The sequence below is a fragment of the Clavibacter sp. genome (assembly GCF_014802555.1).
Classification (GTDB): domain Bacteria; phylum Actinomycetota; class Actinomycetes; order Actinomycetales; family Microbacteriaceae; genus Clavibacter; species Clavibacter sepedonicus.
This window is the reverse complement of the sequence record NZ_JAAVCB010000031.1, coordinates 23,582-35,374: the sequence shown is the minus strand read 5'-3', so window position 1 is coordinate 35,374 and position 11,793 is coordinate 23,582. Positions and strand designations below refer to the sequence as shown.

Here is an 11,793-nt window from a genome sequence, read left to right as displayed (position 1 = left end):
GCCCGCGGCGGCGGCCTCCGGCGGGAACAGCTCGTCGAGGGTGAGCGGCCGGCTGGGCGCGTCCGCTCCCGTGCCGACGGACGCGCCGACGACGGGCACGCGCGGCACGGGGCGCGTGGCGGGAGCGAAGGGGATCCACGCGGACACGGTCCACACGCCCTCGCGCACCCCCGCCGAGAAGCGGCCGCCGGAGAGCGTCGCCCGCTCGCGCATGCCGGCCAGGCCGTGGCCGACCGGCTGCGCGGGGGCCGCGGGGACGGGCGGGAGCACGGGCAGGGCGATGATGCCCGTCGTGGTGCGCGGGGGGCGCACTGGATCCGGGAGCGTCCGGCTCTGCACGGACACCGAGACGCCGTCGGGCTCCCAGACCAGCTCCACCTCGACGGGGTGCGCGACGTCGCCGTGCCGGAGCACGTTCGTGAGCGCCTCCTGCACGATGCGGTAGACGGCGAGCTGCTGCCCGGTGCCGAACTCGCCGGGCTGGCCCGTCTCGACGAACTGGATCGTGAGGCCCGTGGAGCGCATCTGGTCGATGAGGTCGCTCAGCTCCTTGAGCTCGGGCTGCGGCGCGTCGTCCTCGCTGTGCCGGAGCTGCGCCAGGAGGATCCGCACGTCGCCGAGCGCCTGCCTGGCGGTGGTGGAGATGGTGCGCAGCGCCTCGTCCGCCGCCTCGGGATCCACCAGCCGGGCGTAGCGGGCGCCGTCCGCCTGCGCGATCACGACGGCGAGCGAGTGGGCGACGACGTCGTGCATGTCCCGGGCGATGCGGTTGCGCTCCTGCTCGACGACGACGTCCTGCAGCGCGCGGGCCTGGTCGCGCTCGGCCGCCTCCTGCGCGTCCCGGCTCGCGTGCGACGCGCGGGAGGCGACCACGAGTCGGCCAGCCGTCCACGACGCGAGCAGCACGCTCCACGCGCACAGGAGCAGGAAGAGGAACAGGGTCGCGAACGCGGTCCACTCCCCCGTGCTGAACGCCGCGCTGCCGATGGGGACGCGGCCCGATGCGTAGGAGAGGTAGGTGGCGGCGACCACGCCGCCGAGGATCGCGGAGACGAGGCCCAGCGTGCGGACGACGCGACCGCCGTACGCGGCCGTGCAGTAGACGACGCCCGCGACGGCGAGGTCGCCGGGCTCGACGCCCGCGCCGGCGCCCATCTGGATGATCGCCCCCGCCCAGGCGACGGCCAGGGAGAGCCCCGGCGAGACGCGGCGGACGGCGAGGGCGGCGCCCATGACGAGCACGAGGATGACCGACACCTCGGACGTGGTGGACGCGAAGACGCCGAACGCGCTCGCGGCGGCGACGCCGATCGACCCGGGGGCCAGCAGGGCGACGAACGCGACGGCGAGGACGATGTCGAGGACGAGCTGGTACCTCGGGATCCGTCGGAGCATGCGACCACCGTACGTGCCGCGCCCGGCCGAGGAGCGACGGGCGGCCGACGATCCCCGTGGAGGCGCCCCGATCTCATCCGCGGGATGTACGCGTGCGCCGCCCGCGCGGATCAGAAGCCGAGGCGGCCGAGCAGCTTCGGGTCGCGCTGCCAGTCCTTCGCGATCTTGACCCGCAGCGACAGGAACACGCGCGTGCCCACGAGCGGCTCGATCTGCGCGCGCGCCACCTGGCCGACGTGCTTGAGCCGCGAGCCCTGGGCGCCGATGACGATGCCCTTCTGGCTGTCGCGCTCGACGAAGAGGTTCGCGTAGATCTCGAGCAGCTCCTTGTCCTCGCGCTGGATCATGTCGTCGATCGTCACGGCGAGCGAGTGCGGCAGCTCGTCCTGCACGCCCTCGAGCGCGGCCTCGCGGATGAGCTCCGAGATGCGCGCCTCGAGCCCCTCCTCGGTGACGGCGTCGGACGGGTAGAGCTGCTCGGAGACGGGCAGCGCCTTCAGGAGCTCGCCCACGAGCGCGTCGAGCTGGATCGCCTCCACGGCGGAGACGGGCACGATCGCGTCCCACTCGCGCAGCTCCTGCACGGCGAGCAGCTGCTCGGCGACGGCGTGCCGCGACGCCGAGTCGGTCTTCGTGACGATCGCGATCTTCCGGGCGCGCGGGTACTCGTCGAGCTGCTCGTTGATGAAGCGGTCGCCCGGGCCGATCCGCTCGTCCGCGGGGATGCACAGCCCGATGACGTCGACGTCGCCGAGCGTCGTCTGCACGAGCGCGTTCAGCCGCTCGCCGAGGAGCGTGCGCGGGCGGTGGATCCCGGGGGTGTCGACCAGGATCAGCTGCCCGTCCGGCCGGTGCACGATGCCGCGGATGGCCTTGCGCGTCGTCTGGGGCTTGGAGCTGGTGATGGCGACCTTCTCCCCCACCAGCGCGTTGGTCAGGGTGGACTTTCCGACGTTCGGGCGGCCGACGAAGGAGACGAAGCCCGCGCGGTAGGCGGGCGCTCCCCCGCGCGGCTTGCGCTTCGAGCGGGACGGCTCCGCGGCGCGGTCGATGCCCCAGGCCTCGTCGGACAGCGGGGCGGGCTCGGCGGTCGCGGTGGCGTCGGTGGCGTCGTCCGCAGTGGCGTCAGCGGCCGTCGTCTCGGTGCGCGTCTCGTCGGCGGGCGTCTCGTCGTCCCGGGGATCAGTCATGGTCGTGTCCTCTGCTGGTGGCGGTGCCCGCGGGGGCCGCCTCGTGGTCGTCGGATGCGTCGTCCACGCGGTCGCGCTCGACGAGGATCGTACTGATGCGCGTGCGTCGCCCCTCGACCCGGTCGGCCGTGAGGACCAGGCCGCCGACGCGCACCACGGACCCGCGCTCGGGCAGGCGCCCCAGGGTCTTGGCGAGGAGGCCGCCCGCGCTGTCCACGTCGTCGTCGTCGAGCTCCAGCCCGAACAGGTCGCCGAGCTCGTCGATCGGCAGCCGGGCGCTCACACGGTACACGCCGTCCCCCAGGTCCTCGTACTCGGGCACGTCGCGGTCGTACTCGTCGCTGATGTCGCCCACGAGCTCCTCGATGAGGTCCTCGAGCGTGACGAGACCGGCGATGCCGCCGTACTCGTCCACCACCATCGCGAGGTGGTTCGACTCGAGCTGCATCTGGCGGAGCAGGGCGTCGGCCTTCTGCGACTCGGGGACGAAGACCGCGGGGCGCGCCAGCTGGTCGACGGTCGTCCGCTCCGCCTCCTCGGGCCGCTCGTAGACCATGCGGGCCAGGTCGCGGAGGTAGAGGACGCCCTCGATCTCGTCCGAGTCGCGTCCCGTCACCGGCGCCCGGGAGATGCCGCGGGAGAGGAAGAGGCCGAGCGCGGATCCGACGTGCGCGGTCTGCTCCACCACCACCATGTCGGTGCGCGGGATCATCACCTCGCGCACGACGGTGTCGTTGAACTCGAAGATGGAGTGGATGAGCTCTCGGTCGTCCTCCTCGAGCACCTCGAGCTCGGTCGCCTCGTCGACCATGCTCAGCAGCTGCTCCTCGCTGGTGAAGGTCGCCACCGTCTTGGGACGCCCGGGCGTGACCCGGTTGCCGAGGGCCACGAGCGCGTCGGCGACCGGCCCGATGGCCACGCGGATGACGCGCACGAGCGGCGCCGTCCACGCGAGCAGCGGCCGGGCGTGGACGCGGCCGACCGAGCGCGGGCTCGCGCCGACGAGCACGAACGACACGGCGGTCATGATGGCGGCGGCGACCAGCAGCGTGATCCACCACTCGTCGATCGCGGAGGCCAGCGCGAGCGTCACGAGCACCGCGGCGCCCGTCTCCGCGATGATCCGGACGAAGCCGAGCGCGTTGACGTACGCGCCGGTGTCGGTGGAGATGGCGAGCATCGACCGGCGGGCGCGCGAGGTGAGCGCGAGCTCCTGGATGTCCGCGCGGGACAGCGACGAGATGGCGGACTCCGCGGCGGCGAACAGGCCGCCGAGGACGACGAGGAGGAACGCGGGGAGGAGGAGGGTCAGCATCGAAGGCGGTCAGCGCCCGCGCTCGCTCATGGCGAACCCGATCAGGATGTCGCGCTGGAGCCCGAACATCTCGCGCTCCTCGTCGGGCTCGGCGTGGTCGAAGCCGAGCAGGTGCAGGATGCCGTGCGCGGTGAGCAGCAGGATCTCCTCCATCGTGGAGTGCCCGGCGGTCACCGCCTGCTCGGCCGCGACCTGTGGGCACACGACGATGTCGCCGAGGAGCCCGGCGGGCGTCGGCCGGTCCTCGGTGCCGGGGCGCAGCTCGTCCATGGGGAAGCTCAGGACGTCGGTGGGACCCGGCTCGTCCATCCACTGCACGTGCAGCTGCTCCATCGCGCCCTCGTCCACCATCACGATGGCGAGCTCCGCGTCGGGGTGCACGTGCAGCGTGTCGAGCGCGTACGTGGCGAGCCGCTGGATGAGCGGCTCATCGACCTCGACGGCCGACTCGTTGTTGATCTCGATGCTCATCGGGTGCTCCCGGGGGTCGATCGGCGCTCGGCGCGGAGGTGGTCGGCGGCCTGGCGCTCCGCGTCGTAGCGCGTGTACGCGTCCACGATGCGGCCGACCAGGGTGTGCCGCACGACGTCGTCGCTCGTGAGGCGGGAGAAGTGGATGTCGTCCATCCCGTCGAGCACGCGCGTGACGAGCTGGAGCCCGCTCGATCCCGTGGGCAGGTCGACCTGCGTGATGTCGCCCGTGACCACCATCTTCGAGCCGAAGCCGAGGCGCGTGAGGAACATCTTCATCTGCTCGGGGGTCGTGTTCTGCGCCTCGTCGAGCACGACGAACGCGTTGTTGAGCGTGCGGCCGCGCATGTAGGCGAGCGGCGCGACCTCGATGGTGTTGGAGGCCAGGAGCTTGGGGACGAGCTCCGGATCCATCATCTCGTTGAGCGCGTCGAACAGCGGGCTCAGGTACGGGTCGATCTTGTCGGTGAGCGAGCCGGGCAGGTAGCCGAGCCGCTCGCCCGCCTCGACGGCGGGGCGCGTGAGGATGATCCGCTCGACCTCCTTGCGCTGCAGCGCCTGCACGGCCTTCGCCATCGCGAGGTAGGTCTTGCCCGTCCCCGCGGGGCCGATGCCGAACACGATGGTGTGGTCGTCGATCGCCTGCACGTACTGCTTCTGGCCCTGCGTCTTCGGCCGGACGGTGCGACCACGCGACTGCACGATGGCCTCGCTCAGCACGTCGGACAGGGTCCGCGCGTCGTCCTCGCCGAGCCGGCGTGCGCTCGTCTCGATCTCCTGGGGTTCCACGTGCTGTCCGTCCTCCACCATCGCCACGACCTCGTCGATGAGCCGACGGGCCGCGGCCACGTCCGCCCGGGTGCCGACGAGCGTGATCTCGTTGCCGCGGACTCGGACGTCGACGTCCGGGTGCTCGCGCTCGATTTGCCGGAGCAGCCGGTCCTGCGGCCCCAGGAGGCGCACCATGAGCACGCCGTCCATGGTGGCCGTCTGCTCGACGCGGTCATCCTGCGTGGATGCACCGCCCCGCGGGTCAGAGCCCGACATGGTCCCCCTGGTCGAAGCCGGCGAGCACGTGCGCGTGCACGTGGAAGACGGTCTGGCCGGCGTCGGCCCCCGTGTTGAAGAGGAGGCGGAACTGGCCGCCCGCGCGCTCGGCGGCGATGCGCGACGCGACCGACACGATCTCCGCGAGGAGCGCCGGGTCGCCCGCGGCGAGCTCGACGACGTCGCGGTACGCGGCGGTCTTCGGCACCACGAGCACGTGCACGGGCGCCTGGGGCGCGATGTCCTCGAAGGCGATGACGCGGTCGGTCTCCGCGACGATCCGGGCCGGGATCTCGCGCGCGACGATGCGCTCGAAGACGGTGGGCTCTGCGCTGCTGGTCATGCGCCCAGCCTACGCGGGACCCGCGACGTCACCAGCGCCCGAGCCCGGCGTTGACGAGCGCCAGCGCGGCCGGTCCCGCCGTCGACGTGCGGAGGATCCCGGAGCCGAGCGCCACCGGGATCGCCCCCGCCTCGCGGAGCGCCTCGACCTCGGCCGGGCTGATGCCGCCCTCCGGCCCGACGACGAGCAGCACGTCGGTCGCGGCGTCGGCGTCTCCGTCCGCCGCCGCGAGGTCGAGCCGCGACAGCCGCGCCTCGGCCGTGGGGTCGAGCACGAGCACGAGCACGCGGAAGGTCGCGGCCATCCGCACGAGGTCCTTCGTGGTGGCGAGCGGCTCCACCTCGGGGACGCGCGGGCGGATGGACTGCTTCGCGGCCTCGCGCACGATCGCGCGCCAGCGATCACGGCCCTTGGCGACCTTCTGGCCCTCCCACCGGGAGACCGAGCGCTGCGCCTGCCACGGGATCACGGCGTCGACGCCCAGCTCGGTGGCCGCCTGCACGGCGAGCTCGTCGCGGTCGCCCTTCGCGAGCGCCTGCACGAGGACCACGCGCGGCGACGGCTCGGGGTGCGCCTCGACCGCGTCGACGCGGAGCTCCAGCCGCTGCGGCTCCGCCGACGTGACGGTGCCGGAGGCGATGGTGCCGCGGCCGTCCCCCACCAGGATCCCCTCGCCGGAGCGCACGCGGCTCACGGTCACGGCGTGCCTGGCCTCCTGGCCGGCGAGCACGAGCAGGCGGCCGACCGCGAGGTCGGAGGCGCCGATGTCGTCGGCCAGGTAGAAGTGGGCCACGGTCAGACGTTGAGGAAGCGGTCGCGGAGCTTCTGGAACAGGCCCTGCTGGAAGTGCGCGAGGTGCGGCGCCGGCGCCTTGTTGCGCTTCGCGAACTGCTGGATGAGGTCGCGCTCCTTATGGTCGAGCTTCTGGGGCGTGACCACCTGGATCCCGATCTTGAGGTCGCCGCGACCCGAGCCGCGGAGCTTCGTGACGCCGCGGCCGCGCACCGTGATGATCTCGGCGCTCTGGATCCCGGGGCGGAGCTCCAGGTCGACGTCGCCGTCGAGGGCCTCGATGTGCGCGTCGCTGCCGAGGATCGCGTCGACCATGCTCACCTCGACCGTCGCGAGCAGGTCGTCGCCGTTGCGGCTGAAGACCTCGTGGTGCTTGACCTTGATCTCGAGGTAGAGGTCGCCGTTCGGGCCGCCCGCGGGGCCGACCTCGCCGGAGCCGGGCATCTGGAGGCGGAGGCCCGTGTCGACGCCGGCCGGGATGTCCACCGGCACGGTGCGGCGCGCGCGGACGCGGCCCTGGCCCTGGCAGGTGGGGCACGGGTGCGGGATGACGGTGCCGTAGCCGCGGCAGGTGCCGCAGGGGCTCGACGTCATGACGTTCCCGAGGAGCGAGCGCACCTGGCGCTGGATGCTGCCGGAGCCGCGGCAGATGTCGCACGTGACGGCGCTCGTGCCGGGCTGCGCGCAGGATCCGTGGCACGTGTCGCAGACGACGGCCGTGTCGACCTCGAGGTCGCGGTGCACGCCGAAGATGACCTCCTTGAGCTCGACCTCCACGCGCAGCAGCGCGTCCTGGCCGCGCTCCTGGCGGGACCGGGGGCCGCGTCCGCCGCCGCCCTGCTGGCCGCCGAAGAACGTCTCGAAGATGTCGCCGAACCCGCCGAAGCCCTGGCCGCCCTGTCCGCCGAAACCGGCCTGCGGGCCGAGGTCGTACTGCTGGCGCTGCTGGGGGTCCGACAGCACGTCGTACGCGTGCGTGACGAGCTTGAACCGCTCGGCCGCGTCGGGGGCGTCGTTGACGTCCGGGTGGAGCTGGCGCGCCTGCTTGCGGTACGCCTTCTTGATCTCCTCTGGCGTCGCCTCGCGGCTCACGCCGAGTACTTCGTAGTGGTCAGCCACGTCGGGCCCTTCGGTGGTGATGGTCGTGGGGATCTTCGGCGGTGCGCCGGCGTGCGGCGGTCACCGCTCCTCGAGCAGGCGCGAGAGGTAGCGCGCGACCGCGCGCACCGACGCCATGTTGGTGGAGTAGTCCATGCGGGTCGGCCCGAGCACGCCGAGGCGCGCGAGCACGCCGCCGGACGAGCTGTAGCCGCTGGTGAGCACGCTGGTCTCGCCGAGGCCGAACGGGGCGTTCTCCCGACCGATGCTCACGGAGACGCCGTGCTGGTCGGCCTCCATCTCGCCGAGCAGGCGCAGCAGCACCACCTGCTCCTCGATGGCCTCGAGGACGGGCGAAATGCTCCCGGGGAAGTCGCGCTCGGTGCGGGCGAGGTTCGCGGATCCCGCCAGCAGCAGCCGCTCCTGCCGGTTCGCGAGCACCTGCTCCACGAGCGTGCCCGCGAGGACGGACGCCGCGGCGCGCTGCCCGGGCTCGACCTCGTCGGACAGGGTCTCGAGCCGGGTCGCCGCCTCGGCGAGCCCGAGCCCGCCGACGGCCTGGTTGATCCGCGTGCGCATGATCGCGAGGAACGCGTCGTCCGGGTCGCCCGCGAGCTCGACGACGCGCTGCTCGACGCGGCCCGTGTCGGTGATGAGCACCGTGAGCACGCGCGTGGTCGACAGCGCCACGAGCTCGACGTGCTTGACGTGGCTCGTGGCGAGCGACGGGTACTGCACGAGCGCGACCTGGTTCGTCAGCTGCGCGAGGAGCCGCACCGTGCGCGCGAGCACGTCGTCGAGGTCGACCGACTCGCCGAGGAACACGTGGATCGCCTGGCGCTGCGCGGGCGTCAGCGGGCGCACGTCGGCGAGCTGGTCGACGAAGAGGCGGTACCCCTTGTCGGTGGGCACGCGCCCGGACGAGGTGTGCGGCGCGGCGATCAGCTCCTCCTCTTCGAGGAGGGCCATGTCGTTGCGGATGGTGGCGGCCGAGACGCCGAAGGCGTGGCGCTCCACGATGGACTTGGAGCCCACGGGCTCGCGAGAGGACACGTAGTCCTGCACGATCACCCGGAGGACGTCGAGCCCGCGTTCCGAGACCATGGCGGCTCCCTCCTGGCACTCGTCGGTTCTGACTGCCAATCGTACCGCGGCTCCGGGGGTGATCGGCGTTGCCGGTCTCGCGTCGTCGGCGGTAGCGTGGACGGGCCCGGTGCAGCCAGGCCCACCCATGATCCGTCCGCGTCCGCCGATCCCCGGTCGTCGCCCGGCACCGAGAGGCTCCCCGCGATGTCCGCACCCGACCCCCACCCCTACGGCGCGCCCACGCCGCTCACCCCGAGCGAGGACCGCCTCTGGGCGTCCCTCACGCACTTCCTGGCCATCCTCATCGTGCCGGCGTTCATCGTGTGGCTCGTGTTCCGCGAGCGCGGCCGGTTCACCGACCAGGAGGGCAAGGAGGCGACGAACTGGACGATCAACGTCGTGGGCGCGCTCGTCATCCTCAACGTGCTGCAGGTGGTCTTCGGGGTCATCCCGATCCTCGGGGTCATCATCGGCCTGCTCCTCGGCCTCGTGATCTTCGCGGTGGTCGTCGTCAACATCGTGTTCGCGATCATCGGCGGCACCCGCGTCCAGGCCGGCCGGCCCTACCGCTACCCGCTCAACATCCGGTGGATCAAGTAGGCGGTCGCCCGTGAGCGCGAGGATGCGGCACGTCGCCGTCGACTGCCGCGACCCGCACGCGCTCTCGCTCTTCTGGGCCGGCGTGACGGGCTTCGAGGAGGATCCCGAGGAGCCGAACGTCCCCGGCGACGGCATGGCGTGGCTCGGCGATCCGGTCTCGGGCCTCGGCATCATCCTGCAGCGGACGGAGAGCCCCACGACGGGGAAGAACCGCGTGCACCTCGACCTCGCGCCCGACGACCGCACGCGCGACGAGGAGGTCGAGCGGGTGCTCGCCCTGGGCGCCGCGCTCGTGGCCGATCGGAGGAACGCCGACGGCAGCGGCTGGGTCGTGCTCGCGGATCCCGAGGGCAACGAGTTCTGCGTGGAGCGCAGCGACGCCGAGCGCGAGGCCGGCGACGAGGTGGGTGCTGTCGTCCTCTGACGACCGGCCCTGGGCTAGTCCTCGAGCAGCCGACGCACGACGGAGTCGGCGAGCAGGCGCCCCTGCAGCGTCAGGACGAGCGTCCCGGACAGGGCGGCGCGCGGCTCCACGAGCCCGTCGGCGATGAGACCCGCGACCTGGCGCCGGCCCTCCGCGGTGAGCGTCGGGATCGCGAGCCCGTCGCGGATGCGGGCGCCGAGCAGCACGCGCTCCACCTCGCGCGTCGCGTCGTCGAGCGACTCGCGGCCCGCGCCGGGTGAGGCCCCGGCGAGCACGCGGTCGGCGTGTGCCGCCGGGTGCTTGACGTTCCACCAGCGGACCCCGCCCACGTGGCTGTGCGCGCCCGGGCCGACGCCCCACCAGTCGTGGCCCTGCCAGTACGCGAGGTTGTGGCGGCTGCGGCGGCCGTCGCGCGCCCAGTTGCTCACCTCGTACCACTCGTAGCCGGCCTCGCCGAGCATGCGGTCGGCGAGCTCGTACATGTCGGCCTGGAGGTCCTCGTCCGGCTCCGGCACCTCGCCGCGGCGGATCTGCCGCGCCAGCTTCGTCCCAGGCTCGACGATGAGCGCGTAGGCCGAGAGGTGGTCGGGCTCCTGCGCGATCGCCTGCTCGAGCGAGGCGCGCCAGTCGTCGATGGTCTCCCCCGGCGTCCCGTAGATGAGGTCGAGGCTGACCTCGAGGCCGGCCGCCCGGGCGCCGCGGACGACGGGGGCGATGCGGGCGGGATCGTGCGTGCGCTCGAGCGTCGCGAGCACGCGCGGCACGGCGGACTGCATGCCGAAGGACACGCGCGTGAAGCCGCCCGCCGCGAGGGCGGCGAGGTACGCGTCGTCGACGCTGTCGGGGTTCGCCTCCGTCGTGACCTCGGCGCCCTCGGCGATGCCCCACGTGTCGCGCACGGCGTCGAGCATCCGGACGAGGTCCTCGACCGGGAGGAGCGTGGGCGTGCCGCCCCCGAGGAAGACCGTGGACGCGGGGCGCGCGGGGACACCGGACTCGCGCAGCGCGGAACCGGCGAACCGCACCTCCTGCACGGCCTGCGACGCGTAGTCGGACTGCTTCACGCCGCGGAGCTCCGGCGCCGTGTACGTGTTGAAGTCGCAGTACCCGCAGCGGACCCGGCAGAAGGGGACGTGCAGGTAGACGCCGAACGCGCGCGCGTCCGCGCCCTCGGCCGCGGATGCGGGGAGCAGGCCGTCGGCGGGGGCGGGATCAGCGAGGGGCAGGGCGGACGGCATCCGTCCATCATCCCCCGGCGAGGAAGCGCCCCGGTGCGCGGGCCGTTGGGGTCGCGTCCCCGTCCTCCGGCAGGATGGGGGCATGACCGACGCCCCGACGCCCCGGCCCCTGCACGTCCTCTGGGACGTCGACGGCACGCTGCTCCTCAACGGCCCGCGCGCCGGCAGCATGTACCACCGCGCGATCGAGCTGGCCGCAGGCGAGGAGCTCGAGGACCGCACGGTGCACGCGCACGGGAAGACCGACGGGCAGATCATCTGGGAGACCCTCGACCTCTACGGGATGCCGGCGTCGCTGCACGCGGCGGTCCGCGAGCAGCTCGAGGGCATGTCGCGCGTCGAGCACTACGGCGCGGGTCGCCGCGAGGTGCCGGTCGGCGTCCCGCGCCTCGTCGCCGACGTGGCCGCACGCGGCTGGATCAACGCGCTGCTGACGGGCAACTCGCCGCTGCGGGCCCGCTACAAGCTCGACGGCGCGGGGCTCGACGTCGACCTCTTCGACTGGGACGCATCGTTCTTCGGGCACCAGGCGCGGATCCGCAGCGACCTCACCCGCCGCGCGGCAGAGGCGCTGGCCGGGGCGACGGTCGTCATCATCGGCGACACCCCGGCGGACGGCGTCGCCGCCGAGGCGGCGGGATTCCCGTTCGTCGCCGTCGCGACGGGCGCCTACGGCGTCGCCGAGCTCCGGGCGCCGGATGCTCACGCGGCGCTCGTGGTGCCGGACCTCGCGGTCGGCCACGACGAGGTCATGGCATACCTCGACGGGCTCGCCGCGCGCTGACGCGGCCCGGC

General features: G+C 73.2%; 13 protein-coding genes. 3 read left to right on the top strand and 10 right to left on the bottom strand.

Annotated elements, in window-relative coordinates; all coding sequences use genetic code 11:
• The 9 genes from HDR73_RS04070 to hrcA form a co-directional block, all read right to left on the bottom strand.
• Positions 1 to 1,395, bottom strand: a 1,395-nt coding sequence (locus HDR73_RS04070; protein ID WP_287136248.1) for a sensor histidine kinase, incomplete at its 3' end; no start/stop codon positions are given.
• Positions 1,396 to 1,505: 110 nt separating this feature from the next.
• Positions 1,506 to 2,585 carry a GTPase Era gene (era, locus tag HDR73_RS04065; protein ID WP_012299079.1) on the bottom strand — a complete coding sequence of 360 codons (1,080 nt, stop codon included), beginning with the start codon at positions 2,583 to 2,585 and terminating at the stop codon, positions 1,506 to 1,508.
• The gene (locus HDR73_RS04060) at positions 2,578 to 3,900 is read right to left on the bottom strand and encodes a hemolysin family protein (RefSeq protein ID WP_012299080.1); all 1,323 of its coding nucleotides are present in this window, start codon (positions 3,898 to 3,900) and stop codon (positions 2,578 to 2,580) included. Before HDR73_RS04060 ends, era begins: the two co-directional genes overlap by 8 nt.
• Before the next feature lie 9 nt (positions 3,901 to 3,909).
• Entirely contained in the window at positions 3,910 to 4,371 is a 462-nt protein-coding gene (gene ybeY, locus HDR73_RS04055; protein WP_012299081.1) for an rRNA maturation RNase YbeY, read from the bottom strand.
• Positions 4,368 to 5,417: a PhoH family protein gene (locus tag HDR73_RS04050; protein ID WP_012299082.1), complete on the bottom strand. Its 1,050-nt coding sequence runs from the start codon at positions 5,415 to 5,417 to the stop codon at positions 4,368 to 4,370. Before HDR73_RS04050 ends, ybeY begins: the two co-directional genes overlap by 4 nt.
• Positions 5,404 to 5,760 (bottom strand): histidine triad nucleotide-binding protein, encoded by a 357-nt coding sequence (locus HDR73_RS04045; RefSeq protein WP_012299083.1) that lies wholly within the window; start codon positions 5,758 to 5,760, stop codon positions 5,404 to 5,406. The genes HDR73_RS04050 and HDR73_RS04045 overlap by 14 nt, the downstream gene beginning before the upstream one ends.
• A gap of 28 nt (positions 5,761 to 5,788) precedes the next feature.
• Positions 5,789 to 6,553 carry a 16S rRNA (uracil(1498)-N(3))-methyltransferase gene (locus HDR73_RS04040; protein WP_012299084.1) on the bottom strand — a complete coding sequence of 255 codons (765 nt, stop codon included), beginning with the start codon at positions 6,551 to 6,553 and terminating at the stop codon, positions 5,789 to 5,791.
• 2 nt (positions 6,554 to 6,555) lie between these two features.
• Positions 6,556 to 7,671, bottom strand: a complete 1,116-nt coding sequence (gene dnaJ, locus HDR73_RS04035) for a molecular chaperone DnaJ (RefSeq protein WP_012299085.1) — start codon at positions 7,669 to 7,671, stop codon at positions 6,556 to 6,558.
• Between the two features lie 60 nt (positions 7,672 to 7,731).
• Positions 7,732 to 8,754, bottom strand: a complete 1,023-nt coding sequence (gene hrcA / locus HDR73_RS04030; RefSeq protein WP_094169847.1) for a heat-inducible transcriptional repressor HrcA — start codon at positions 8,752 to 8,754, stop codon at positions 7,732 to 7,734.
• A 186-nt stretch (positions 8,755 to 8,940) separates the two neighbouring features.
• Here hrcA and HDR73_RS04025 point away from each other — a divergent pair, with 186 nt between their 5' ends.
• Both HDR73_RS04025 and HDR73_RS04020 read left to right on the top strand, forming a co-directional pair.
• Positions 8,941 to 9,336, top strand: a complete 396-nt coding sequence (locus HDR73_RS04025) for a DUF4870 domain-containing protein (RefSeq protein WP_012299086.1) — start codon at positions 8,941 to 8,943, stop codon at positions 9,334 to 9,336.
• Between the two features lie 10 nt (positions 9,337 to 9,346).
• A complete protein-coding gene (locus HDR73_RS04020; RefSeq protein WP_041464555.1) occupies positions 9,347 to 9,760 on the top strand; it encodes a VOC family protein in 414 nt (137 codons plus the stop codon).
• Positions 9,761 to 9,774: 14 nt separating this feature from the next.
• Here HDR73_RS04020 and hemW read toward each other — a convergent pair whose 3' ends face one another.
• On the bottom strand, positions 9,775 to 10,998 hold the full coding sequence (hemW, locus tag HDR73_RS04015; RefSeq protein ID WP_012299088.1) for a radical SAM family heme chaperone HemW: 1,224 nt from the start codon (positions 10,996 to 10,998) through the stop codon (positions 9,775 to 9,777).
• An 82-nt stretch (positions 10,999 to 11,080) separates the two neighbouring features.
• Between hemW and HDR73_RS04010 the strand changes: the two genes are divergently transcribed.
• Positions 11,081 to 11,782 (top strand): HAD family hydrolase, encoded by a 702-nt coding sequence (locus tag HDR73_RS04010; protein ID WP_012299089.1) that lies wholly within the window; start codon positions 11,081 to 11,083, stop codon positions 11,780 to 11,782.
• Positions 11,783 to 11,793: the final 11 nt, after the last annotated feature.